This is a genomic window from [Zimmermannella] faecalis ATCC 13722, assembly GCF_000381765.1.
Lineage (GTDB): Bacteria > Actinomycetota > Actinomycetes > Actinomycetales > Microbacteriaceae > Gulosibacter > Gulosibacter faecalis.
On record NZ_KB907076.1, the window covers coordinates 1 to 24288 of the forward strand.

At 68.0% G+C, this 24288-nt stretch carries 21 protein-coding genes and 1 pseudogene; 13 read left to right on the forward strand and 9 right to left on the reverse strand.

The features are described from left to right. The coding region (locus tag G328_RS14170; protein WP_019618133.1) for an HNH endonuclease signature motif containing protein at positions 1-685 on the forward strand (685 nt) is incomplete at its 5' end. Between the two features lie 171 nt (positions 686-856). On the opposite strand, the gene G328_RS0104395 is transcribed toward G328_RS14170, so the two are convergent. The 7 genes from G328_RS0104395 to G328_RS0104425 all read right to left on the reverse strand — a co-directional run bounded on the left by G328_RS0104395 (position 857) and on the right by G328_RS0104425 (position 9179). Next, positions 857-2149, reverse strand: coding sequence for a thymidine phosphorylase (locus G328_RS0104395; RefSeq protein ID WP_019618134.1), 1293 nt, complete (start codon positions 2147-2149; stop codon positions 857-859). A gap of 20 nt (positions 2150-2169) precedes the next feature. Beyond that, positions 2170-2589: a cytidine deaminase gene (locus G328_RS0104400; protein WP_019618135.1), complete on the reverse strand. Its 420-nt coding sequence runs from the start codon at positions 2587-2589 to the stop codon at positions 2170-2172. A 14-nt stretch (positions 2590-2603) separates the two neighbouring features. Further along, the gene (locus G328_RS0104405) at positions 2604-3899 is read right to left on the reverse strand and encodes an ABC transporter permease (protein WP_019618136.1); all 1296 of its coding nucleotides are present in this window, start codon (positions 3897-3899) and stop codon (positions 2604-2606) included. A 2-nt stretch (positions 3900-3901) separates the two neighbouring features. After that, on the reverse strand, positions 3902-5173 hold the full coding sequence (locus G328_RS14175; RefSeq protein WP_019618137.1) for an ABC transporter permease: 1272 nt from the start codon (positions 5171-5173) through the stop codon (positions 3902-3904). After that, positions 5163-6668 (reverse strand): ABC transporter ATP-binding protein, encoded by a 1506-nt coding sequence (locus G328_RS0104415; RefSeq protein WP_019618138.1) that lies wholly within the window; start codon positions 6666-6668, stop codon positions 5163-5165. The genes G328_RS14175 and G328_RS0104415 overlap by 11 nt, the downstream gene beginning before the upstream one ends. Before the next feature lie 131 nt (positions 6669-6799). Further along, positions 6800-7894, reverse strand: coding sequence for a BMP family lipoprotein (locus G328_RS0104420; RefSeq protein WP_338063011.1), 1095 nt, complete (start codon positions 7892-7894; stop codon positions 6800-6802). Between the two features lie 166 nt (positions 7895-8060). After that, a complete protein-coding gene (locus tag G328_RS0104425; RefSeq protein WP_019618140.1) occupies positions 8061-9179 on the reverse strand; it encodes a mannose-1-phosphate guanylyltransferase in 1119 nt (372 codons plus the stop codon). Between the two features lie 125 nt (positions 9180-9304). On the opposite strand from G328_RS0104425, the gene G328_RS0104430 reads away from it, so the two are divergent. From G328_RS0104430 to G328_RS0104455, 6 genes are all read left to right on the forward strand, one after another. Then, positions 9305-10456: a glycosyltransferase family 4 protein gene (locus tag G328_RS0104430; protein WP_019618141.1), complete on the forward strand. Its 1152-nt coding sequence runs from the start codon at positions 9305-9307 to the stop codon at positions 10454-10456. A gap of 165 nt (positions 10457-10621) precedes the next feature. Next, positions 10622-11044, forward strand: coding sequence for a succinate dehydrogenase, cytochrome b556 subunit (sdhC, locus tag G328_RS0104435; protein WP_275401664.1), 423 nt, complete (start codon positions 10622-10624; stop codon positions 11042-11044). 10 nt (positions 11045-11054) lie between these two features. Continuing rightward, positions 11055-11504: a succinate dehydrogenase hydrophobic membrane anchor subunit gene (locus G328_RS0104440; RefSeq protein ID WP_019618143.1), complete on the forward strand. Its 450-nt coding sequence runs from the start codon at positions 11055-11057 to the stop codon at positions 11502-11504. Between the two features lie 26 nt (positions 11505-11530). Further along, positions 11531-13369 (forward strand): succinate dehydrogenase flavoprotein subunit, encoded by a 1839-nt coding sequence (sdhA, locus tag G328_RS0104445; RefSeq protein WP_019618144.1) that lies wholly within the window; start codon positions 11531-11533, stop codon positions 13367-13369. Between the two features lie 22 nt (positions 13370-13391). Then, positions 13392-14153 (forward strand): succinate dehydrogenase iron-sulfur subunit, encoded by a 762-nt coding sequence (locus G328_RS0104450; RefSeq protein WP_019618145.1) that lies wholly within the window; start codon positions 13392-13394, stop codon positions 14151-14153. A gap of 86 nt (positions 14154-14239) precedes the next feature. Next, complete coding sequence (locus G328_RS0104455; RefSeq protein WP_019618146.1) at positions 14240-15058, forward strand: TSUP family transporter; 819 nt, start codon at positions 14240-14242, stop codon at positions 15056-15058. 20 nt (positions 15059-15078) lie between these two features. Here the strand turns inward: G328_RS0104455 and ptsP are convergent, their stop codons facing one another. Further along, positions 15079-16740, reverse strand: coding sequence for a phosphoenolpyruvate--protein phosphotransferase (ptsP, locus tag G328_RS0104460; RefSeq protein ID WP_019618147.1), 1662 nt, complete (start codon positions 16738-16740; stop codon positions 15079-15081). 132 nt (positions 16741-16872) lie between these two features. Here ptsP and G328_RS14180 point away from each other — a divergent pair, with 132 nt between their 5' ends. The 6 genes and pseudogenes from G328_RS14180 to G328_RS0104485 all read left to right on the forward strand — a co-directional run bounded on the left by G328_RS14180 (position 16873) and on the right by G328_RS0104485 (position 23401). Beyond that, complete coding sequence (locus G328_RS14180) at positions 16873-18105, forward strand: YihY/virulence factor BrkB family protein (protein ID WP_019618148.1); 1233 nt, start codon at positions 16873-16875, stop codon at positions 18103-18105. 26 nt (positions 18106-18131) lie between these two features. Continuing rightward, positions 18132-18971, forward strand: coding sequence for an exodeoxyribonuclease III (locus tag G328_RS0104470; protein WP_019618149.1), 840 nt, complete (start codon positions 18132-18134; stop codon positions 18969-18971). 36 nt (positions 18972-19007) lie between these two features. Then, on the forward strand, positions 19008-20027 hold the full coding sequence (trpS, locus tag G328_RS0104475; RefSeq protein WP_019618150.1) for a tryptophan--tRNA ligase: 1020 nt from the start codon (positions 19008-19010) through the stop codon (positions 20025-20027). 31 nt (positions 20028-20058) lie between these two features. Beyond that, on the forward strand, positions 20059-20820 hold the full coding sequence (locus G328_RS14185; RefSeq protein ID WP_019618151.1) for a polyprenol monophosphomannose synthase: 762 nt from the start codon (positions 20059-20061) through the stop codon (positions 20818-20820). After that, positions 20802-21446: pseudogene (gene ribA / locus G328_RS14190) on the forward strand (GTP cyclohydrolase II); the annotation flags it as partial. The gene G328_RS14185 and the pseudogene ribA, both read left to right, overlap by 19 nt. An 11-nt stretch (positions 21447-21457) precedes the next feature. After that, entirely contained in the window at positions 21458-23401 is a 1944-nt protein-coding gene (locus G328_RS0104485; RefSeq protein ID WP_019618153.1) for an ABC transporter ATP-binding protein, read from the forward strand. Positions 23402-23705: 304 nt separating this feature from the next. On the opposite strand, the gene G328_RS0104490 is transcribed toward G328_RS0104485, so the two are convergent. Continuing rightward, positions 23706-24287, reverse strand: a complete 582-nt coding sequence (locus G328_RS0104490) for an isochorismatase family protein (RefSeq protein ID WP_019618154.1) — start codon at positions 24285-24287, stop codon at positions 23706-23708. Position 24288 lies beyond the last annotated feature (1 nt).

The window sequence follows — 24288 nt, forward strand, 5'->3', positions numbered from 1 at the left end:
AGCCACGCAGCACCGCAAAGAGGACGGATTCGAGGCGGATCTTCGCACCCTCGACCAGCACCGCGCCGATATTTTGACGGACACGCTCCTCACCGCGACCGCGCAAACCATCCTCGACAGTGCAGCCGCGGGTGCCTCACGGGTGAAGGCGGTCATCAGCATCGTCACACCCGTCATGGCACTGCGCGACCAGGCCTTCAGCGACGCGTTCCGACGCGGGGGCGGATCCGACACCTGCGAAGGCGTCGCCATGCTCAACGGGCTCCAGCCCATGAGCGCTAGCGAGGCACGCGAATGGGCCGCCGACGGGGAGCTTGAGCGGATTTTGACGCACCCGATCAGCGGGCACGTCATCACGGCCGACACCTATGTGCCGCCCGCATCACTCCGCCGCTATTTGCGGGCGCGCGACGTGACCTGCCGGTTCCCCGGCTGCCGCCGCCCCGCGTACCGGTGCGACCTGGATCACACGACCGCGTGGCAGCACGGCGGGAAGACGCGCCCCGAGAACTGCGGACACCTGTGCGTCGCGCATCACACGCAGAAACACGAGCAACCCTGGCAGGTCCGCCACCTCGGCGGCGGGGTCCTCGAGTGGATCACGCCACTCGGGCGGGTCGTGGTCACCGTGCCGGAGCCACCGGGGCCGAGGTTTGTCGAGGTCCACGACCCACCACCCTTCTAAGGGCACCACCCGCCAACACCCGGTGGACGTGCCCCAGCACCCCAGCGCACCCAAGATTCACGCCCGCACACGCAGGCGACACCGCACCGGCACACTAGCCGAAGCGGTAGTCAGGATGCGCTGGGGTGGTAGCGCGCGTCGCGGAGCTGGGGTGCCGCCGCGTCGCGCCGCCTACCGCGCGTCACGGATGCGGTCGACGATGAGCGGGGCCGGCTCGGGCGCCGCGTCGCCGAGGTCGAGGGCGCCATCGAGGGCCTCGAGTGCGCGATCGAAGCGGCTCGCGTCGTCGGTGTGCAGGGTGTACAGCAGGTCGCCACGGCGCACGGTATCGCCGGGCTTCACGGCGAGGTCGATTCCGGCGGCGTGCACGACAGGGTCTTCCTTGCGGGCGCGTCCGGCGCCGAGGCGCCAGGCGGCGAGGCCGAAGTCGTAGGCATCCTGTCGGGTCACGACGCCGTCACGGTCGGCCCGCACCTCGTGCGACTCGCGCGGTTCGGGCAGCGTCGCGTCGGGGTCGCCGCCCTGTGCCTCGATGAAGCGACGCCACACATCCATCGCCTGGCCGTCTCGCAGGTGCGCGGCGACGTCGACGTCACGGATCCCGGCGAGGTCGAGCATCTCGGTCGCGAGCGCGACGGTGAGCTCGACGACGTCGGCTGGCCCGCCGCCGGCGAGCACCTCGACCGACTCGCGCACCTCGTTCGCGTTCCCGATCGTGAGGCCGAGGGGCGTGTTCATGTCGGTGAGCAGGGCCGAAACGTTCACGCCGGCATCGCTGCCGAGTCGCACCATGGTCTCGGCGAGTTCGCGTGCGCGCTCGGGATCGCGCATGAACGCGCCCGAGCCAAACTTCACGTCGAGCACGAGCGCTCCCGTGCCCTCGGCGATCTTCTTCGACATGATTGACGAGGCGATAAGGGGAATCGCCTCGACGGTGCCGGTGATGTCGCGCAGCGCGTAGAGCTTCTTATCGGCAGGTGCGAGGTCGGCGCTCGCCGCGCAGACGACACCGCCGACGTCCTCGAGCTGCCGCAACAGCTCCTCGTTCGTGAGCTCGGCCCGCCACCCGGCGATCGACTCGAGCTTGTCGAGGGTGCCGCCGGTGTGGCCGAGGCCGCGACCCGAAAGCTGGGGTACGGCGGCGCCGAACGAGGCGACGAGCGGCATGAGTGGCAGCGTGATCTTGTCGCCGACGCCACCCGTCGAGTGCTTGTCGGTCGTGGGCTTCGACAGCGACGAAAAGTCGAGCCGCTCCCCCGAGTCGATCATGGCGCGGGTGAGATCAAGAATCTCGCGCCGCTGCATGCCGTTGAGGAAGATGGCCATCGTCATCGCGGCCATCTGCTCATCACTGACAAACCCGTCGGTGTAGCGAGCGACGAGCCAGCGAATCTCGTCAGTCGTGAGCTCGCCGCGATCACGCTTGCGGCGAATCAGCTCGACGGCGTCAAAGGGCTCGGCCATGGTTCGTCCTCTCTTCGCGACTAGTCGTCGCGGTCGGCATACTCGGTGAGATTGCGGGGCCCAAAGGCCATCGGCAAAATCCCCTCAATGTCGGTGATGCCACCGATCGTGTCGAACAGACACCCCGGCGCCGCAAACTCGTTGAGCAGCTGACGGCAGCGGCCGCACGGCATGAGCCGCTCGCCGCGGCCATCGCAGCAGGTGAAGGCGACGAGCTTGCCGCCGCCGGTGCGGGCGAGCTCCGAGACGAGGCCGCATTCGGCGCACAGCCCCACCCCGTAGCTCGCGTTCTCGACGTTGCAGCCGGTGACAATCCGCCCGTCGTCCACGAGGGCGGCGGCGCCCACCGGAAACTCCGAGTACGGCACATACGCGTGCGCCTGCGCCTCGAGCGCGGCAGCCCGCAGGGTCTCCCAGTCGACGTCGACGACGGCGCGCATCCGATCGTTCACGCCTACCGCCCGGCCTTGATGTAGGGCTTACCGCTCGCGGCGGGCGCGCGCGACTGGCCGACGAACCCGACGACGGCAAGCACCGTGACGATGTACGGCACCATGGCGAGCAACTCGGTCGGCAGGTCGGCACCGACCTGCGAGGCGAGCGTGCGGAAGTTCGACGCGAAGCCAAACAGAATCGCGGCGAGCGTCGCATACACGGGGTGCCAGCGGCCGAAGATCAGCGCCGCGAGGGCGATGTATCCCTGACCACTCGTGACTTCCGAGCCGAACGCGCCGACGAGCCCGAGCGTGTAGTACGAGCCACCGAAGCCGGCGATCGCGCCCGAGAGCAGCACGTTGCGCCAGCGGGTCGCGTTGACGTTGATGCCGACGGTGTCGGCAGCCTTCGGATGCTCACCCACGGCGCGGGTGCGAATGCCCCACTTCGAGTTGAACAGCAGCACGACCATGAGCGGCACGAGCAGGAACAGCCCGTACACGACGATCGTGTTCGAGAACAGCAGCGGCCCGAGCACGGGAATCTCGCTGAGGCCCGGAATCGACCACACGGGGTAGCGGTCGGGGCTGTTGTACTTCGCCGAGTCGCTCGACATGAGGCCCGAGTAAAGGAAGTCGGTGAGGCCGAGCACGATCATGTTGATCACGACACCGACAACGACCTGCTCCACCCAGTACGTGATCGCGAACAGGGCGAGGATGCACGAGATGAGCACGCCCGCGACCATCGCGGCGATGAGGCCTGCGACCCAGCTCCCGGTGAGGCTCGAGACGAGCGCCGACGCGAACGCGCCCGAGAGCAACTGGCCCTCGATCGCGATGTTCACGACGCCGGAACGCTCCGACACGAGGCCCGCCATCGAACCGAACACGATCGGAGTCGAAAGCGCGAGGGTACCGGTGAGCAGCCAGGCGAGCGGCACGTTGGCGCCCGCGCCGACCCAGATGATGAGGGCGACTACCCAGAGCGCGGCGAACACTGCGGTGATCCACATCGGCACCGGTTTGCGGTCGAGCGCGCGCTTCAGCGCGAAACCGGCGAGCGCAAACATGAGCACCGTGAGCACGAGGTTCGCGGGCATGGTCGGCACCGAAATGGGGTCGAGCTGAATCGAGCCACCGCGGTTGCTCACGTCGATGCGGGTCGTCTCACCGACGACCGTGAACACGAACGCGAACAGCGAGACGAGCGCGAACGCGCCGAGCAGGATGGGCGTCTTGAGTTTGCGAGGCGCGAGCACGTCGCCCTCGGGGGCGGGCGTCTGTGCGGCCCGCGTGGTCTGATCGGTCGTCATGATTACGCCTCCGAAGCCTGCTTGCGCGCCGACACCCGGTCGGCGAGACGAATACCCGTGGGTTTCGGCAGGAAGCCGAGGAACCGCGGCGCTGCGACGAACAGCACGATGAGGCCCTGAATCACGGGAATGATGTCCTTCGGGATTCCGGCCGACACCTCCATCGAGACCGCACCGGCCTTGAGCGCGCCGAACAGGAGCGCCGCGAACACGATGCCGACGGGGTTGTTGCCACCGAGCAGCGCGACCGTGATCGCGTCGAAGCCGATGCCCGCATCCACCGACGGCTCGATGCCGGTCGGGTGCACCTCAAGCGTCTGGGTCGCGGCCGCGAGACCGATGAACCCTCCCGAGAGCGCCATCGTGAGCATCGTCACGAGCTTCACGTTGATGCCGGCGGTCTTCGCCGCGTTCGGGTTGATGCCCACCGCGCGAATCTGGAAGCCGATGGTCGAGCGCTCCATGATCCACCAGTACGCGATCGCCGCGATGATGACGAGGATGATGCCGGTGCCGAACGACCCGAGCTCGGGCAGGCGGGCGCTCTCGGCGATCGCCTTGCTCTTCGCGTAGCCGGGCGCGTTCTCGGCCTGGAACGGCTGCTGCTTGAGCATGAACGTGATGCCCCAGAACGCGATCCAGTTGAACATGATCGTGAGGATCACCTCGTGCGCGCCGGTCTGTGCCTTCAGCCAACCGACGATGCCGGCCCAGAGGCTCGCGCCGAGGACCGCGACGATGATCGCGAGCAGCAGGTGCAGGCCAACCGGCAGCTGCCAGTTCGAGCCGACGTAGGCGGCGAAGAACGCGCCGACGAGCAGCTGACCCTGACCACCAATGTTGAAGAGGCCGGCGCGGAAACCGATGCCGAGGCCGAGACCGGCGGCGATGAGCGGGGTCGCCCACTGCAGCGTCGTCAGCAGCGGCAGGAAGCCGCGCTTCTCGTTGTAGATCGAGCCGCCGACGAGCGCCTGCACTGCGTCGCCGATGAGGTTTCCGGCGGCGCGGAAGAAGTCCTGCGGCGCCGCGAACACGTAGCCGAGGGTGCCCTGCACGTCGGGGTTCGTGAAGATCGCGATGAGCAGACCGATGAAGAGCGCGATGACGATCGCGACGATCGAGCGCACGATACTGCCGCCGAAGACGTCGCGAAGAATGCCGCGCCACGGCTCGTCCGCGAGCGCGTTCGTCGAGCCCGTGCGGATCTTGTCGGTGGGCAACTTGTCGACGGGCGGCTGGTCGACGTCGGGAGTGAGTTTCGCGTCATTCGCCATGCGGGATACCTGCCATCATCTGTCCGAGGGTTTCGCGCGAGGTGGTCGGCGGCACGATACCCATCGAGCGGCCGTCGTACATCACCATGATCTTGTCGGCGAGCTGCACGACCTCGTCGAGCTCGGTCGACACGATGAGCACGGGGATGCCCGCGTCGCGCGTCGCAACAATCTGGTCGTGCACGAACTCGATCGAGCCGACGTCGAGGCCGCGGGTGGGCTGCGAGGCGATGAACAGCTTCAGCTTGCGCCCGAGCTCGCGCGCGAGCACGACCTTCTGCTGGTTACCGCCGGAGAGGCGGCCCACGGCCGTCTCGGTCGAGGGGGTGCGCACGTCGAACTGCTCGACCTTCGTCTCGGCGTTCTCGTGAATCGCGGCGAGATCGAGGGCGATGCCGCGCGAGAACGGGGCGCGGTCGAACATGTCGAGCACGAGGTTCTCGGCGATCGTGAAGTCGCCGACGATGCCGTCGACGGTGCGGTCTTCGGGCACAAACCCGACACCGCTGTCGAGCGCCTGCTTCACGCTGAGCCCGAGAAGTTCCTTGCCGTTGAGCTCGATCGACCCGGCCGTCTTCGGCTGCAGGCCGATGATCGCCTCGGTGAGCTCGGTCTGGCCGTTGCCCTGCACGCCCGCGACCACGAGGATCTCGCCCTCGTTGATCTCGAAGCTGAGGTTGTCGACGAACCGCTGCCCACTCTCCCCGAACACGGTGAGGTCGCGCACAGCGAACGACGCCTTGCCGAGCTTCGGCGCATCCTTCTTCACGGTGAGCGACACGTCGTGGCCAACCATGAGCGCCGCGAGCTCCTCGTTCGAGGCGGTCGGTTCGGCGGTGCCGACGACCTTGCCGCGGCGAATGACCGTGATGCGGTCGCTCACGTGGCGCACCTCGCGAAGCTTGTGCGAGATGAAGACGATCGACTTGCCCTCTTTTCGCAGCTCATCCATGATGCGCATGAGCTCGTCGGTCTCCTGCGGCGTGAGCACGGCGGTCGGCTCGTCAAGCACGAGCACCTTCGCCTCCTGCGACAGCGCCTTGATGATCTCGACGCGCTGCTGCTGGCCCACCGACAGGTCTTCGACGACCGAGTCGGGGTCGATGTGGAACCCGAACCGCTCCGAAATCTCGGTGACGCGCTGGCGCGCCGCCGCGAGGTCGAGGATGCCCGCGCCCTTCGTCGGCTCGTGGCCGAGAATCAGGTTCTCGGCGACCGTGAACACGGGAATCAGCATGAAGTGCTGGTGCACCATGCCGATGCCGGCGCGCATCGCGTCGCCCGGGCCCTGGAAGTTCTGCACCTTGCCGTCGAGGAGGATTTCGCCCTCTTCGGGAAGGTAGAGCCCGTAGAGCACGTTCATCAGCGTGGACTTTCCCGCGCCGTTCTCGCCGAGCAGGGCGTGGATTTCGCCGGCCTCAACGGTGAGGTCGATCTTGTCGTTCGCGGTGAAGGCGCCGAAGCGCTTCGTGATGCCGCGGAGTTCGAGTTTCATACGAGTCGGTCTCCAACCGGACTTGGACGTTCTGCGGGAAGCCTACCGGGGTCGGTGAGCGGCCCTCGAGGATGACGTGAATCGAGCCCGGCCAAGCAAGCGTGCTGCTGGGCCGGGCTCGAATCAGTCGGTTACTCCGAAACCTTGGGCGACGAAGGCGACTCGACCTCGATCGAGCCGTCGATGATGCCCTGCTTGATCTCCTCAAGCTCGTCGGTCATGCCCTCGGGCAGCTGCGACTCGAAGTCGCCGAAGTCCGAGATGCCGACGCCGCCGTTCTCGAGCGTGCCGGTGTAGACGCCGCCACCCTCGAACTCACCGTTCACGGCGCTCTCGATTGCCTCGAACACGGTGACGTCGAGGCCCTTCTCGATCGACACGAAGATGATGTCGGCGTAGTCGGGCTCGGCCGCGCGAAGGTCGCTGTCGACACCGAGCAGCACCGCGTTGTCGCCGTCGGCGCGGATCGCCTCAGCGGCGCCCTGGTAGAGCGGGCCACCAACGGGCAGAATCACGTCGGCGCCCTGCGCGAGGAAGCCCTCGGTGATCTGGTTCGCCTTCGTCTGGTCGGTGAAGTTACCGACAAACTCGCCGTTCTGGCTGTCGACATCCCAGCCGATGACCTCGACGTCGGCGTCCTTCTGCTCGTTGTAGTACTCGACACCGTCAGCGAAGCCGTCCATGAAGATCGTCACCGAAGGAATCTGGCTACCGCCGAAGGTCGCAACCTTGCCCGACTCGCTCTGGCCGGCCGACGCGTATCCGGCGAGGAACGCGGCCTGCGCCGTGTCGTAGTTCATCTGCAGCAGGTTCGGGGCGTCGAGGTAGTCGACGTCGACGATCGCGAAGTGCGTGTCGGGGTTTGCGTCGGCCGCGGCCTGCGTCGCGTCGGCGAGCATGAAGCCGACGGGCACGATGATGTCGCAGCCCTTCTGCACCATGGCGTCGAGGTTCGGCTGGAAGTCGTCGGGCGAGCTCGACTGCGCCTCAGCTGTCTCCACGCCGAGCTCCTCAGCCGCCTGCACGAGGCCGTCGTGCGCGAGCTGGTTGAACGAGCGGTCGTCAAAGCCACCCTCGTCCGAGACCATGCAGGCGAGGAAGTCGCTGTTGTCGCCACCAGCGCCACCCGTTGCGCCGGTCTCTGCCGGCGGCTCACCACACGCGGCAAGCGCGAGCATGCTGATTGACGCGACGCTGAGCGCCCCGAACACCTTCTTGCGAGACATACCCATTGGTTCTCCTCAGGTCACTCCGCAGCTGTGCGGAAAGTTCACATTGGAGTTGAGTCTATGTGGAATTTACTTTCAGCCGGGCGCGGTAGTGTGCCGCGCCCTAACGATTTGGCTACGACCGTCGCCTCGGCATGTGTCTCGCCTACAAGCCGGGCCCCGGCTACAGAACCTCGGGGTGTTCCGACTCCTTGATGCGCTCGACGACCTGCTTCACCTGCTGCGCGCGCTTGCGGGTCGTAATGAGCAGCGCATCCGCCGTGTCGACCACGACGACGTCGGGGATGCCCGCGATCGCGATCACCCGGTCGGTTTCCGAGATGACGAGGCCCGTCGACTCGTGCGCGATGACGCGGCCCGGGTCGCCGATCATGCGCAGGTCTTCGTCGCAGTCGCTCGCGGCCTCGTGCACGCGCGAGACGGCGGCGAAGTCGCCGACGTCATCCCAGCCGAAGAAGCCGGGGATGACGGCGAGCCCGCCCTTCTTCGCGGCCGGCTCGGCGACGGTGTAGTCGATCGCGATCTTCTCGAGCTCGGGCCAGACCCGCGCCTTCACCTCGTCGCGCTGCGGCGTATCCCACGCATCGGCGATTTCGGCGATGCCCGCCGCGAGCTCGGGCGCGTTCTCGGCAAGCTCGGCGAGGAGTCGGCTCGCCCGGGCGATAAACATGCCCGCGTTCCAGAGGTACTCGCCGGATGCGACGTAGCGGCGCGCGGTCGGCGCGCTCGGCTTCTCGACGAAGGCATCGACCTGGCGTGCCGAGGGCGCCCCGAGAATCTCGAGCGGCTCACCGGCACGGATGTAGCCGAACGCGGTCGAGGGCTCGATCGGCTGAATGCCGATCGTGACAATGAGGCCCTCGTTCGCGGCGCGCACGGCCTCGGTCACCGAGCGGCGGAACCGCGCGTCGGCGCTGATGAGGTGGTCTGCGGCGAACGACCCGATCACGGCGCCCGGGTGTCGGCGCTCGATGATCGCGGCGGCGAGGCCGACGGCGGCACTCGAGTCGCGCCCCTCCGACTCGAGAATCACGTTCGATTCGAGCAGCTCCGGCAGCTGGCCGCGCACCTCGGCACCGTGCGACTCCCCCGTGACGACGTAGATACGCTCGTCACCGGTGAGGGGCGCGAGCCGCTCCCAGGTCGAGCGCAGCAGCGTCGTGCCGGTTCCGGCGACATCGTGCAGGAACTTCGGGCGGTCGGCGCGGCTCAGCGGCCACAGACGCGACCCCACACCTCCCGCCGGGATCACCGCATAGAAGTGGTCGAGGTTAATGGGCATGCGCAAGACTGTAGCGGCCGCGGCGTGCAAGCAGCCTGCGGCCATGCACCGGTAACCGAGTCGGGCCGCCGAGTTCGCCCCGAATTCAACCCGCGGCTACCCCCGCTCGATAGCTTCGGGGCATCATGCGAGTTGCGATCGTCACCGAAAGCTTTCTGCCCACGCTGAACGGCGTGACGAACAGCGTTCGCAAGGTGCTCGAGCACCTTCGCCGCCGCGGCCACGAAGCCATCGTGATCTGCCCGAAGGCCGGCGCCCCGAGCGAGTACGCGGGATTCGCGGTGCACGAGGTCGCGACCGTCAACCTCCGCGAGTTCCCCGTGGGGCTACCGAGCATCCAGGTCGATCAGCTCCTGCGCGACTTCGACCCCGACATCGTGCACGCCGCCTCCCCCTTTATGCTCGGCTGGAACGCGCTCGCAACGGCCCGCCGCCGCGGCATTCCCACGGTCGCGATCTTCCAGACCGACGTCGCCGGCTACACCGAGCGCAACCGCCTCGGCGCGATCCGCGACGTGACGTGGCTGCTGCTGCGCAGCATCCATTCGCAGGCCGACCTCACGCTCGCGCCATCGACAAGCTCGATTCGCGACCTCGAACGCAATCGCTTCGAGCGCGTGCGGCCGTGGGGCCGCGGCGTCGACCTCGAGGCCTTTCACCCGAACCATCGCCGCACCGACGCGGCCGCCGAGCTGCGCGCATCCTTCGCCGGGCCCGACGATGTCGTGGTCGGTTACGTCGGCCGGCTCGCGCCCGAGAAGCAGGTCGAGCGGCTCGCCGCGCTGCGCGGAATTCGAAACGTGCACCTCGCGATCGTCGGTGAGGGCCCGAGCGAGACCTCGGTGCGCGGCGCGCTCGACGGCATGCCCGTCACCTATCTCGGCCGCCGCATGGGGCGCGACCTCTCGCTCGCCTACGCGAGCTTCGACCTCTTTGTGCACACCGGCACCGAAGAGACCTTCGGCCAGACCCTGCAGGAGGCGCACGCGGCGGGCCTGCCGGTCGTCGCGCCGCTCGCGGGCGGGCCGATCGACCTCGTGACGCACGGTGACGACGGCTACCTCTTTGATCCGGCCGCTGAGCGCGGCGACGACGCGATGCGCGCGTACGTCGAGCGGCTCGTCGCCGACCCCGGCCTGCGGGCACGGATGGGCGAGGCCGGCCGCCGCCGCGTGCTCGGCCGCTCGTGGGAGGGCATCTGCGACGACCTGCTCGCGTACTACGACGAGGCGATCGCCGCGAAAACCGCGGCGACGGCGGGCTTTATCAGCCTCTAGTTAGGCTTGCCTAATACCCGCCTTAGCTGAAAGATCGCTCCGAAAGGGGTAATCTTTTGCTACGTGTGAACCGTCGCCAGCGCGTCGTCAGGTATGACGAAATCGTTGGCGGTTCGCGCGCCGGGCGCGCTACGCCACCGGCCAAGTCAAGAGAAGGGTAGTTCCGTGTCATCATCTTCGACCGGCACCCCCGCCACTGCCACCGCACCGAAAAAGAGCGCCCTCGGCGGCCGCCTTTACCGCGGAAACGAGGGCATGTGGTCGTGGGTGCTTCACCGCATTACGGGTGTGGCGATCTTTTTCTTCCTCCTGGTGCACGTGCTCGACAGCGCGCTGCTGCTCGTGAGCCCCTCGGTCTACAACACCGTTATCGGCGCCTACAAGAACCCGATCATGGGCCTCGGCGAGCTCGGCCTCGTGGGCGCGATCGTCTACCACGCGTTCAACGGCCTGCGCATCATCCTCATCGACTTCCTGCCCGGCGGCACGCGCATCCAGCGCGGCATGTTCTGGGGCATCATCGTGCTCTGGTTCGTCGTGATGATCCCGTTCTCGATCATGCACCTCTCGCACGTCTTCGGTCACTAGGAGCAACGCAATGACTATTGAAGCGATTGACTACCCACGGACCCCGCTCGCCGAACGCAAGAAGGGCTCGGGCAACCTCGAGCGCACCGGATGGGTGTTCATGCGCGTCTCGGGCGTGCTGCTCGTCATCCTCGTGTTCGTGCACCTCTACTCGAACCTCATCGCCGGTGACGGCGTGCACCAGATCGACTACCAGTTCGTGGTGGCCGAGAAGTTCCAGTTCTCGTTCTGGCTTATCTGGGACGGCCTCATGCTCGTGCTCGCGATGATCCACGGCACGAACGGCCTGCGCACCATCGTCAACGACTACGTCTACAAGCCCGGCCCCCGCAAGGCACTCATCACCACGCTCTGGATCGCGTGCGCGGTCGAGATCATCCTCGGCATCATCGTGCTCGTCGCGTTCGGCGTGAACCCCTGCATCCACGGCGCCGACTCCGTGTCGGTGTGCGCCGGCTAGACAGACAAAGGAACTTTGTAAACACCATGGCTGCTGAACAGCTGAAGGACACCACGAAGGTCGTCGACGGGGTCACCGTCCACTTCCACCGCAACGAGGTCGTAATCGTCGGCGCCGGTGGCGCTGGCATGCGTGCCGCGATCGAGGCCGCCGAGCAGGCCGGGACGGGCGCCGTCATCGACGTCGTCACGAAGCTCTACCCCACCCGCTCGCACACCGGTGCGGCGCAGGGCGGTATGGCCGCGGCCCTCGCGAACGTCGAGGACGACAACTGGGAGTGGCACACCTACGACACCGTCAAGGGTGGCGACTACCTCGTCGACCAGGACTCGGCCGAGATCCTCGCGAAGGAGGCCATCGAGGCCGTGCTCGACCTCGAGAACATGGGTCTCCCCTTCAACCGCACGCCCGAGGGCAAGATCGACCAGCGCCGCTTCGGTGGGCACACGCGTGAGCACGGCAAGGCGCCCGTTCGCCGCGCCTGCTACGCCGCTGACCGCACCGGCCACATGATCCTGCAGACGCTCTACCAAAACTGCGTCAAGCACAACATCCGCTTCTTCAACGAGTACTACGCGCTCGACGTCTCGTTCGTCGAGGTCGATGGTGTGAAGCGTCCCGCCGCCGTCATCGCGTACGAGCTGAAGACCGGCGACCTGCACGTGTTCCAGGGCAAGTCGTTCGTGTTCGCCACTGGTGGCTTCGGCAAGGTCTTCAAGACCACCTCGAACGCGCACACCCTCACGGGTGACGGCGTCGGCATCATCTGGCGCAATGGCCTGCCACTCGAAGACATGGAGTTCTTCCAGTTCCACCCGACCGGCCTCGCCGGCCTCGGCATCCTCCTCACCGAGGGTGCCCGCGGTGAGGGCGCGATCCTCCGCAACGACTCGGGTGAGCGCTTCATGGAGCGCTACGCGCCCACCATTAAGGACCTCGCGCCGCGTGACATCGTCGCCCGGTCGATGGTGCAGGAAGTGCTCGAGGGCCGCGGCGCCGGCCCGCACAAGGACTACGTCTACCTCGACTGCACCCACCTCGGTGCCGAGGTGCTCGAGACGAAGCTCCCCGACATCACCGAGTTCGCGCGCACCTACCTTGGCGTCGACCCTGTCACCGAGCCCGTGCCCGTGTATCCCACCGCGCACTACGCGATGGGCGGGATTCCGACGAACAACGACGCCGAAGTGCTCTTGAACGACGACGAGGACATCGTGCCCGGCCTCTACGCCGCCGGCGAGTGCGCCTGCGTGTCGGTGCACGGCTCGAACCGTCTCGGCACGAACTCGCTGCTCGACATCAACGTGTTCGGTAAGCGCGCCGGCCGCTCGGCCGTGAAGTACGCGAAGACCGCCGACTTCGTCGACCTGCCCGCCGACCCCGACGCGTTCGTGCGCCAGCTCGTCGCCAACCTGCGCTCGACCGACGCCGAGCAGCACACCGAGTCGGTCGCCGAGATCCGCAAGGAACTGCAGGAGACCATGGACACGAACGTCCAGGTGTTCCGCACCGAAGAGACGCTCAACGAGGCGACCCGCGTCGTGCACGAGCTGCGCGAGCGCTACCGGAACGTGCACGTGCACGACAAGGGCTACCGCTACAACACCGAGCTGCTCGAAGCGATCGAACTCGGGTTCCTGCTCGACCTCGCCGAGGTCGTCACCTACACCGCGCTCAACCGCAAGGAATCGCGCGGCGGACACATGCGTGACGACTACCCGAAGCGCGACGACGAGAACTGGATGCACCACACGATGGCGTACCTGACCGGTGACCGCACGTCGGCCGACCCGGCCGACCACATCACGCTGGGCCAGAAGCCGGTGCGCATGACGCACTACGTGCCGCAGGAACGCAAGTACTAGGAACCGAAGGGAGATCAACGCAATGGCTGATGAATCGCAGGTCGCAGAACAAGAGCCGCAGGTCGAAGAGCCTGAGAAGCCCTTCAAGGTTGAGATCGTCGTTCGGCGCTACAGCTCCGAGACCGACTCCGAGCCGTACTGGCAGTCGTTCACGGTCGACATGTTCTCGACCAACCGCATCCTCGATGCCCTCCACCAGATCAAGTGGGAGCAGGACACCTCGCTCGCGTTCCGCCGTTCGTGCGCGCACGGCGTGTGCGGCTCTGACGCGATGCGCATCAACGGTCGCAACCGCCTCGCCTGCAAGACCCTGATCAAGGACCTCGACATCACGAAGCCCGTGTACGTCGAGGCGATCAAGGGCCTGCCGCTCGAGCGCGACCTCATCGTCGACATGGACCCGTTCTTCGAGGCGTTCAAGGAGGTGCAGCCCTTCCTGCAGGCCTCCGACAAGCCCGAGAAGGAGCGCATCCAGTCGATCGAAGACCGCGCCGTGTTCGACGACACGACGAAGTGCATCCTCTGCGCCGCGTGCACGACCTCGTGCCCCGTGTTCTGGACCGACGGCCAGTACTTCGGCCCCGCCGCAATCGTGAACGCGCACCGCTTCATCTTCGACTCGCGTGACGAGGCCGCCGACACGCGCCTCGACATCCTCAACGACAAGGAAGGCGTGTGGCGCTGCCGCACCACCTTCAACTGCACCGAGGCATGCCCCCGCGGCATCGAGGTGACGAAGGCGATCGCCGAGGTGAAGCAGGCCGTGCTGCGCGGCCGCCCGTAACCGCAGGCTCTCGTGAGGGCGCGCATCCGTATTGGATGCGCGCCCTCACGCATTTTCCGGGTGCACTGCGGCGGTAGGGTTGCGGGGTGGATGCAGGGGTCGAGATCGCGCACTGGCTGCCGGTGGGATGGGCGGCCCTCGCGTTCCTCGTCGTCGCGGCGCTCGGGGCGGGCTGGATCGACGCCGTCGTCGGCGGTGGCGGGCTCGTGCAGCTGCCGGCGCTCGTGATCGGACTGCCGCAGAATCTGGCGACGCCGTACGTGCTCGGCACGAACAAGCTCGCGAGCTTCATGGGCACCCTCAGCGCGAGCCTCGTCTACCTCACGAAGCTGCGCACGCAGGTCGCGGTGCTCCTCCCGCTCGTCATCGGCGCGTATGCCGGTTCGACGGGCGGCGCGTGGTGTTCGCGGTTCATCCCCCGCGAGGTACTCACCCCGGTCGTGCTCGTCGCCGTGCTCGGCATCGGCGCGTACATCCTCTCGAAGCCGAAGCTCGGCCTGAGCCACGCGCCGAAGCACGAGCACGCGCGGGCGCTCGGCTGGCGGTCGGCGCTCATCGGCGTGCTCGTCGGGTTCTACGACGGGCTCCTCGGGCCGGGCACGGGCTCGTTCTTCGTGATTCTGCTCGTGGCGATGCTCGGCTTCGGATTTCTCGAGGCGAGCGTGAACGCGAAGCTCGCGAACGTCGTCACGAACATCGCCTCGATCGTGCTCTATGGCCTCCACGGCGAGGTCGTGTGGGTGCTCGGCCTCATCATGGGCCTCGCGAACGTCACGGGCGCGATCGTCGGCGCCCGCATGGCCGTGCGGCGCGGCTCGGGCTTCGTGCGCAAGATCTTCATCGTCGCGATCGCGATTCTCGCAACGAAACTCGCCTGGGACACCGTCGCGATGTTCGTCGCGTAGGTGCCCCAGGCGTTCGTTCGCTACGCCCCGATCTCGGCGGCGTAGGCGTCGAAGAGGTCGCGGGCCTCGTCGGCTGAGGCGGCCTCGAGCACGCGGGCGGCGGTCTGGCGGGCCTGCTCGCGCGTGTACTTCTGGAGGATGTACCGCACCCCCGCGAGCGCGGGCGGCGCCATCGAGAGGCTCTTCACGCCGAGACCGACGAGCACGACCGCGAGGCGCGGGTCGGCCGCGGCCTCGCCGCAGACGCCGACGGGCTTGCCGGTCGCCTCGCCGGCACGGCCGGTCTCGGCGATGAGGCGCAGCACGGCGGGGTGCCACGGGTCTTGGAAGTTCGCGACGGTGCCGAGCACGCGGTCGGCGGCGAGCGTGTACTGCGTGAGGTCGTTCGTGCCGATTGACACGAAGTCGCTCGTGCGCAGCACCTGCTCTGCGAGCAGCGCGGCCGAGGGCACCTCGATCATCGAACCGACGACGCGAAGGCCGTACTCGCGGCCAACGGCGGTGAAGTACTCGCTGTCGGCCGCGTCGGCGACCATCGGCGCCATGACCCAGAGGTCGGCGCCCGACTGCTCGCCCGCCTCGGCGAGGGCGGCGAGCTGGTCGCGCAGCAGGTTCTCGCGCTCGCGCAGGATGCGGATACCGCGCATGCCGAGCGCGGGGTTCGCCTCGGCCGCGTCGTTCAGGAAGCTCAGCGGCTTGTCGGCACCGGCGTCGAGCACGCGGGCGACGACCTTCTTGCCGGCGAACGGCCGCATGAGCGACGTGTACACCTCGACCTGCTCGTCCTTCGTGGGCGGGGTGGTGCGGTCGAGAAAGAGGAACTCGGTGCGGAACAGGCCGACACCCTCGGCGCCGAGGTCGACCGCGGGCTGCGAGTCGGCGGGCTTGCCGACGTTCGCGAGCAGCTGCACGGGGTCGCCGTCGGCGAGCGCGCCGGGGGCGATGGGTGCGGCCGCGATCTCATCTTGCTCGCGCTGCTTCGCGCGGGCCTCGTCGAGCTGGAACTTCGTCGGGCCGACGATGACCTGTCCGGTGCCCGCGTCAACGACGAGCAGGGCGCCCTCGGGGATGTCGTCGGCACCGGCGGCCGCGACGACCGCGGGCAGGCCCTTCTCGGCGGCGATGATGCCGGTGTGGGCCTTCGGTGAGCCGTCGCGGGTGACGAACGCCTGCACCTTGTCGAGGTCGAGCTTGCCGGTGTCGGCGGGGGCGAGGTCGACGGCGACGAGGATGAACGGCTCGTCGCGCTGCGGCACCTCGGGCGCGGGCACGCCGGCGAGCTGGGCGCGGATGCGCTGCGACACGTCGCCGAGGTCAGTCGCGCGCTCGGCCATGTAGCCGCCCATCGCCTTCAGCGTCTCGGCGAACTGCTGGAACGACTCGTACACGGCCCGATCGGCCGTCTTGCCGCCGGCGATGGCGTCGGAAACGAGCTGCTCGATCGACGGGTCGGCAGCCATCATCGACTGGGCGTCGAGCACCTCCTTGAGCGCGCCCTCGGCCTCCTCAGCCCGCGCGGCGATCTGCGCCTGCGTGAGCTTGATCGCGGCCTTCGCGCGCTCCTGCTCAGCGGCGACATCGCCCTTCAGCGGCACGTCGTCGGGGATAGGAAGTGGGTCGGGCATCCGCACGGCATTGCCGATCGCGATTCGCGTACCAACTCCGAAACCGTGGAGCTCCATCGTCCATACCTTTCGGTTCGATTCGAACGCCCGGGCAGGCGTATCTGTTCAGCGTAATATTCGGCCGCGTAGGGTGGCTGTGTGACCCCAGCAAAGTCGACGGTAAATCACAGGTCCGACGCTGCGCACGAAGTGTCGCTCGGTCGGGTAACCATCTTCCCTCCGTATCCGAAGGCGAAGCCCGACGCCACGTTCGGCGACCGCCTCAAGGATTTCATGACCTGGCTCCAGGCCACCCGCCCGATGCGTGCGCTGAAGCACTGGTCGGAGCGGCGCGGCGGCACGCTCGCGAGCGGCATGGCCTACTCGGCGCTGTTCTCGGTGTTCGCGGCACTGCTCGTGTTCTTCTCGGTGATCGGCCTCGTGCTCGGCAGCAACAAAGAGCTCATGGGCCAGCTCATCGACTCGCTCGCCGACATGGTTCCCGGCCTCATCGCGGTCGGCGACGAGCAGGGCGTCGTCAAAGCCGAAGACCTCATGAACCTCGAGACCGGCAGCTCGTTCACGATCGCCGGTATCATCGCGCTGCTGTCGTCGCTGTGGACCGCCATGAACTTCCTCAACGGCTCGCGCCTCGCGATCCGCGGCATGTTCGACCTGCCCGCCGCGCCCGAGCGCAGCATGGCGATCACCCGCCTCACCGACCTCGGCCTCATGATCGCCGGCGCGCTCATGCTGATCCTCGCCGTCGGTGTCGTCGCGGCCGGAAGCGGTGCCGCGACCTGGCTGCTGCGCGACGTGCTCCACCTCGACCTCGGCATTGTCACGGGCATCCTCATTCGCCTCGCCGGCATGGTCGTGACCCTCGCCGTCTACACGGTGGCGGTCGCGGGGATGCTGCGGGTGCTGTCGCAGATCCGGATTCCGGCGAAGACCCTCTGGTCGGGCTCGCTGCTCGGCGGCATCGCGATCGGCATCCTCACCTACCTCGGAAGCGCGCTGCTCGGCGGCGCGAGCTCGAACCCGCTGATCGCGACGTTCGCGACGATTCTCGGTGTGCTCATCTTCTTCAACTTCCTCTGCATGGTGCTGCTGATTACGGCGGCGTGGGTGAAGGTGACGATGGATGACCTGGGCCAGGCCCCGCGTTTCCTCACGCTCGAGGAGGCGGAACGGGTGACGCACGAGGCCGAGCTCAACGCCCGCCGCGACCGGCTCGCAACCCAGCGCCTGCGGCTCGAGGCCGAGATGGAGGCGCTCCCCCGCTGGCGCCGCCGCAAGGCGCGTCGCGCCTACGAACAGGTGATCTACGACCAGGTCGAGCTCGAGAACGAGATCCGCGCCGTGCGCATGGGCTACGACCCGATCAAGGTCGCTGCCGAGCGCGAAGACGTCGACGAAGACCAGGTGCGGGTGCGGCGCTGAGACGCCCCCTCGGTAGGATTGCCGATATGTCGCTTCGCATCGCCTCGGTCAACGTGAACGGAATCCGCGCCGCCGTGCGCAAGGGCATGAGCGAGTGGGTGACCGCGCGCACGCCCGACGTCATCACGATGCAGGAGGTACGCGCATCGCTCGAGCAGGCGCAGCCGCTCATCGACTCCGAGTGGCACGTGACCCTCGACGAGAGCAACCAGAAGGGTCGCGCCGGCGTCGCTGTGCTCACCCGCAACGCCCCGCGCGACGTCCGCCGCGAGCTCGGCGACGACACCGTCGACTCGGCGGGCCGCTGGCTCGAGGTTGACGTGCAGCACGGCGACCACGTCGTCACCGTCGTGAGCTGTTACACGCACTCGGGCGAGGCCGACACCCCGAAGCAGGAGGCGAAGTGGGGCTTCCTTGAGGCGCAGGCCGAGCGGATGCGCGAGCTCGCGGCCGAGCGCGACTTCGTCGTCGTCACGGGTGACTTCAACATCGGCCACACCGAGCTCGACATCAAGAATTGGAAGGGCAACGTGAAGAAGTCGGGGTTCCTCCCCCGCGAGCGCGGCTACCTTTCCCGGATGTTTGGCGAGCACGCCGCGTCGGTGACGGGCGTCGACGGCTCGGTCGGCGCGGGCCTCGGCTACGTCGATGTCGGCCGCACGTTCGCGGGCGAGGTGCCCGGCCCCTACACGTGGTGGTCGAACCGAGGCCAGGCCTTCGACAACGACACGGGCTGGCGCATCGACTACCACGCGGCGACCCCGAAGCTTGCCGCGACGGTGCAGAATTACGCGGTCGACCGCGCAGCGGCCTACGATCAGAGATGGTCAGACCACGCGCCCGTCGTCGTCGACTACGAAATTTAGCTCGCTCGAGCACTCGCTCGAAAGGACCCTTCTCACATGACCTCACCCGCAGGCTCGAAGCCCGTGCTCTACTCGGGGATGCAGCCCTCGGCTGATTCGCTGCACCTCGGCAACTATGTTGGCGCGCTGACGAACTGGGTGAAGCTGCAGGAGGACTACGACGCCGTTTTCTGCGTCGTGAACCAGCACGCGATCACGTCGGGCATCGACCCCGAGCAGCTGCGCGAGCGCACGCTGTCGACCGCCGCGCAGTACATCGCCGCCGGCATCGACCCGGAACGGTCGACGCTCTACGTGCAGTCCGACGTGCCCGAGCACGCGCAGCTCGCGTGGATTCTCGGCTGCATCACGGGCTTCGGCGAGGCGAGCCGCATGACCCAGTTCAAGGACAAGTCGCAGCGCTTCGGCACCGAGAAGACGACGGTTGGGCTCTTCACGTACCCCGTGCTCATGGCCGCCGACATCCTGCTCTTCCAGACGCAGCAGGTGCCGGTCGGCGTCGACCAGAAGCAGCACATCGAGCTCACCCGCGACCTCGCCGAGCGCTTCAACTCCCGCTTCGGTGAGACCTTCACGATGCCCGAGGCGTTCATCCCGCCCGCAACGGCGAAGGTGTACGACCTGCAAGACCCGACCGCGAAGATGTCGAAGTCGGCCGCGTCGGATGCGGGGCTCCTGTCGATCCGCGACGAGGCGAAGGTCACGACGAAGAAGATCATGCGGGCCGTCACCGACGCCGACGGCGAGATTCGCTACGACGTCAGCGCGAAGCCCGGCGTCTCGAACCTCCTCACGATCTTCGCCGTGCTCTCGGGCCGCGAAATCGACGACGTCGCCGCCGAGTACGCCGGCCGCGGCTACGGCGACCTGAAGAAGGGCCTCGCCGAGGTCGTCGACGCGACGTTTACGCCTATCCGTACCCGCACCGCCGAGCTGCTCGACGACCGTGGCGAGCTCACCCGCCTGCTCGCGGCCGGTGCCGAGCGCGCCCGCGAGCGCGCCGCCGCGACCCTCGCGGCCGTGCACGAGCGCATCGGATTCCCCACCGGCTACTAGGCCGGGCAACGTTAGGACGCACCCGACTCTTATGGCTCCCCGCACCGACCCGGGCGGCGACGTACTCGTCGTCATTCCCACTTACAACGAGCGCGAGAACATCACGCTGATCGCCGAGCGGGTGCTCAACGCGTCGCCGCGCATCGACCTGCTCATCGTCGACGACGGCTCGCCCGACGGCACCGGCGAAATCGCCGACCGGATGGCCGCCACCGACGATCGCGTGTTCGTGCTGCACCGCACCGGCAAGCTCGGCCTCGCGACCGCCTACCTCCAGGGCTTCGAGTGGGGGCAGGAGCACGGCTACGAGTACCTGTTCGAGTTCGACGCCGACGGTTCGCACCCCGCCGCGAAGCTGCCCGAGCTCATCGCGCAGCTCGACGCGGGCGCCGAGCTCGCAATCGGTTCGCGCTGGGTGCCGGGCGGCGCCACCGAGAACTGGCCGCTCTCAAGGCAGCTGCTCTCGCGCGGCGCGGCGATGTACTGCCGGCTCTGGCTGAAGTCGCGCATCCACGACATCACGGCCGGGTTCCGCGGCTACCGCGCGAGCACGCTGCGCGGCTTCGACCTCAGCAACATCGGCGCGGCCGGCTACTGCTTCCAGATCGAGATGGCGTGGATGTACGAGCGCAAGGGCCTGCCCGTCGTCGAGGTGCCGATCACGTTCGTCGAGCGCGTGCACGGGGCGTCGAAGATGTCGAGCAACATCATTCTCGAGGCGATCTGGCGCGTTGCGGCCTGGGGCATCGGCTACCGCGCCCGCGGCGCCGAGCGCCTGGTGACCCGGCGATGAGTGACGAGATTCGGTTCGAGGTCGAGACGAACATCCCGACCGAACACGGCCTGTTCGGGGTGCGCGCGTACACCGACACCGTGACGGGCGACGAGCACCTCGCGCTCATCGGGCATCCCACCGTCGCCGCCGCCGACGGTGTGCCGCTCGTGCGGCTCCACTCGGAGTGCCTCACGGGCGAGGCGTTCGGCTCGCTGAAGTGTGAGTGCGGCCCGCAGCTGCACGCGGCAATGGATGTCGTGGCCGAGCGCGGCGGCGTCGTGCTCTACCTGCGTGGGCAGGAAGGGCGCGGCATCGGGCTCGTGAACAAGCTTCGCGCCTACCGGCTGCAGGAGGAGGGGCGCGACACGGTCGACGCAAACCTCGAGCTCGGGCTGCCGGCGGATGCGCGCGACTATTCCGCGGCGGCCGCGATTCTGCGCGACCTCGGCATCACGCAGGTGCGACTGCTCACGAACAATCCACTGAAGCAGGAGGCGCTGCTCGCCCACGGCATCGAGGTCGTCGAGCGGGTGCCGCTCGAAGTCGGCCGCAACGAGATCAACGAGGGCTACCTGCGCACGAAGGCCGAGCGCATGGGCCACCTGCTGCACCTCGGCGCGACCGAGGACGAACAGGACGCGTAGAAGCGGCGCACGTGAACGAGTCAACACCGCGCAAGCGCCGCTCCCCCTTCGCCGCCGGCGCCGAGAGTAGCGCCCCACGCGCGAAGCTCGGCCAGCTGTGGCCGTACCTGTTCGCCGACAAGCCGATGGTCGCGCTCATCATCGGCATCTCGCTCATCGGCGCACTCTTCTCGCTCGCGCAGCCCGTGCTCATGGGGCTGCTGATCGGGCAGGTCGAGGCGGGCAACCTCGAAGGCTGGATCGCCTGGTGCCTCGTCGCGGTCGTCATCGTCGCGGCGCTCATGTCGGGCCTGCAACACTTCCTGCTGCAGCGCACGGGCGAGTCGATCGTGCTGCGCGCGCGGCGCAACCTGATCCGTAAGCTCCTGCGGCTCCCGATCGCCGAATTCGATGCGCGCCGCACCGGCGACCTCGTATCGCGCGTCGGCAGCGACACGACGCTGCTGCGGGCCGTGCTCACGCAGGGGCTCATCGAGGCGATCGGCGGCGTACTCACGTTCGTCGGCGCGATCATCGCGATGCTGCTGCTCGACTGGGTGCTGTTCCTCATCACGTTCGCGTGCGTCGCGGTGTCGGCCGTCGTGGTCGTGCTGCTCGGCAGCCGCGTGATGCGCGCATCCGCCGCCGCGCAAGAGAAGGTGGGCGAGCTGAGCTCGTCAACCGAGCGCGTGATCTCGGCAATGCGCACGCTGCGCGCGTCGAACGCGACCGAGCGCGAAGAGCAGCGGGTGCTCGCCGATGCCGAGGGCGCCTACGAGCGCGGCCTCGACATCGCGGCGATCTCGGCGATCATGGTGCCGGTTTCGTTCCTCGCGCTGCAGCTCTCGCTCGTGCTAGTGCTCGGCGTCGGCGGGGCGCGCGTCGCGGCGGGCGAGCTCGCGATCGCCTCGCTCATCTCGTTCATCATGTTCCTGTTCTTGATGATCGCGCCGCTCACGCAGTTCTTCGGCGCGATCTCGGCCGTCGCGTCGGCGCTCGGCGCGCTCGGCCGCATCGAGGAGATCATCGGCCTGCCCGATGAGGATGCGCGCGACCGCGAGTTCGGTGCCGTCGTGACCCTGCGTGGGCCGGCAAACGTCGACGCGGCGCCCGAGGCGCCAGCGGTCGAGTTCGCTCGCGTGTCGTTCCGCTACCCGGAGCGGGTCGTGCGGGCCGCGCGTGCTCGCGCGAGCGCATCCGATCGCTTCGACGGCTTCGTGACCGCCCGTGGCCGGGCCGCACAGCGCGACGCCGACAAGCTGCTCGAGATCGACGAGTCGGCGCCCGTGGCGTCGCCGCTCGTGCTCGACGACGTGTCGTTCACGGTGCCGCGCGGGCACAAGGTCGCCCTCGTCGGGCCGTCGGGCGCTGGCAAGTCGACGTCGCTCGCGCTCATCGAGCGGTTCTACGACCCCAACTCGGGCGTCGTGTCACTCGGCGGGGTCGACCTGCGCTCGATCGAGCGCCGCGACCTGCGCCGCCAGCTCGGCTACGTGCAGCAGAACTCGCCGACCCTCGCCGGCACGATTCGCGACAACCTGCTGCTCGGCAACCCCGGTGCCGCCGACGACGAGTGCGTCGAGGTGCTGCGCCGCGTGAACCTCGGCGGCGTCGTCGACCGCTCCCCCGCCGGGCTGGATGCGCAGGTCGGCGAGGCCGGCGTGCGTCTGTCGGGCGGTGAGCAGCAGCGGCTCGCGATCGCGCGCACGCTGCTCGCGGCCCCGCCCGTGCTGCTACTCGACGAGTCGACGTCGGCGCTTGACGGCGAGAATGAGGCGCTCATGCGCGACGCGCTCGACACGGTTGCGCAGGGGCGGTCGATGATCATGATCGCGCACCGGCTCTCGACCGTGGCCGACGCCGACGAGATCGTCGTGCTCGAGGCGGGCCGAGTCGTCGGACGCGGCACCCACGCCGAGCTCCTCGAGACGACCCCGCTCTACCGCCGCCTCGCCGAATACCAGCTCCTCGCGTAGCCGCGGCCGCGCATCCGCCCATCCGCCCCGCCCATCCGGCCCATCCCATCCCGCCCATCCACCCCGCTGCCTGACGGCAATTCACGCCTTTTCGCGCCGATTTCTTGCGAATTTCCGTCAGTCAGCGAGAGTGGTGAGCCAGGATGCTCGGAGCGGCGACCGGGCGCGAGTCACCACTCGCCGCCGAGAAATGCGCTTAACCCAGCACCCACCTCCGCCAGCTGACGGCAAATCACACCCTTTCGGCCCGATTTCCTGCGAATTGCCGTCAGTTGGCGAGAAGGGAGGGAAGAGGTCGGGAGCTCTAAGCGATACCGACGTATTCGATTTCGGCGCCGGCGGCCTCGAGTTCATCGAGGGCGGCGGCTGAGGTCTCGGGGGCGACGCCGGCGCAGAGGTCGCTGAAGACGCGCACGTTGAAGCCGAGGCTCACGGCTTCAAGGGCGGATGCGCGCACGCAGTGGTCGGTCGCGATGCCGACGATGTCGAGGTCGCGCACGTCGGCGTCGCGGAGCACGTCGATGAGCACACGATCCTGCTCGTCGACGCCCTGGAAGGCGGAGTAGTCGGGCTTGCCCTGCCCCTTGAAGACCTGGTCGCTCAGCAGGGAGGTGTCGAGGTCGGGGTGAAACTCGGCGCCGGTCGTGCCGGCGACGCAGTGCACCGGCCAGCTGTCGACGAAGTCGGGGGTCTCGGCGAAGTGCCCGCCGTTGGTGTTGTCGGCGTCGTGCCAGTCGCGGGAGGCGACGACGACGTCATACGCGTCGCGGTGCGTGCGCAGGTAGCCGGTCACGTCGCGGGCGACCTGGCCGCCGCCGGAGCATCCGAGTGCACCGCCCTCGGTGAAGTCGTTCTGCACGTCAACGATGAGCAAGGCGCGAGTCATG

Excerpts from the sequence above, each read along its gene's own strand:
- G328_RS14175 (WP_019618137.1), bottom strand. The coding sequence starts at position 5,173 with ATGGCGAATGACGCGAAACTCACTCCCGACGTCGACCAGCCGCCCGTC.
- G328_RS0104490 (WP_019618154.1), bottom strand. The coding sequence starts at position 24,287 with ATGACTCGCGCCTTGCTCATCGTTGACGTGCAGAACGACTTCACCGAG.
- trpS (WP_019618150.1), top strand. The coding sequence starts at position 19,008 with ATGACCTCACCCGCAGGCTCGAAGCCCGTGCTCTACTCGGGGATGCAG.
- G328_RS14185 (WP_019618151.1), top strand. The coding sequence starts at position 20,059 with ATGGCTCCCCGCACCGACCCGGGCGGCGACGTACTCGTCGTCATTCCC.
- G328_RS0104400 (WP_019618135.1), bottom strand. The coding sequence starts at position 2,589 with ATGCGCGCCGTCGTCGACGTCGACTGGGAGACCCTGCGGGCTGCCGCG.
- ptsP (WP_019618147.1), bottom strand. The coding sequence starts at position 16,740 with ATGGAGCTCCACGGTTTCGGAGTTGGTACGCGAATCGCGATCGGCAAT.
- G328_RS0104420 (WP_338063011.1), bottom strand. The coding sequence starts at position 7,894 with ATGTCTCGCAAGAAGGTGTTCGGGGCGCTCAGCGTCGCGTCAATCAGC.
- G328_RS0104450 (WP_019618145.1), top strand. The coding sequence starts at position 13,392 with ATGGCTGATGAATCGCAGGTCGCAGAACAAGAGCCGCAGGTCGAAGAG.
- G328_RS0104405 (WP_019618136.1), bottom strand. The coding sequence starts at position 3,899 with ATGACGACCGATCAGACCACGCGGGCCGCACAGACGCCCGCCCCCGAG.
- G328_RS0104440 (WP_019618143.1), top strand. The coding sequence starts at position 11,055 with ATGACTATTGAAGCGATTGACTACCCACGGACCCCGCTCGCCGAACGC.
- G328_RS0104415 (WP_019618138.1), bottom strand. The coding sequence starts at position 6,668 with ATGAAACTCGAACTCCGCGGCATCACGAAGCGCTTCGGCGCCTTCACC.
- G328_RS0104395 (WP_019618134.1), bottom strand. The coding sequence starts at position 2,149 with ATGGCCGAGCCCTTTGACGCCGTCGAGCTGATTCGCCGCAAGCGTGAT.
- G328_RS0104430 (WP_019618141.1), top strand. The coding sequence starts at position 9,305 with ATGCGAGTTGCGATCGTCACCGAAAGCTTTCTGCCCACGCTGAACGGC.
- sdhA (WP_019618144.1), top strand. The coding sequence starts at position 11,531 with ATGGCTGCTGAACAGCTGAAGGACACCACGAAGGTCGTCGACGGGGTC.
- G328_RS0104470 (WP_019618149.1), top strand. The coding sequence starts at position 18,132 with ATGTCGCTTCGCATCGCCTCGGTCAACGTGAACGGAATCCGCGCCGCC.
- G328_RS0104425 (WP_019618140.1), bottom strand. The coding sequence starts at position 9,179 with ATGCCCATTAACCTCGACCACTTCTATGCGGTGATCCCGGCGGGAGGT.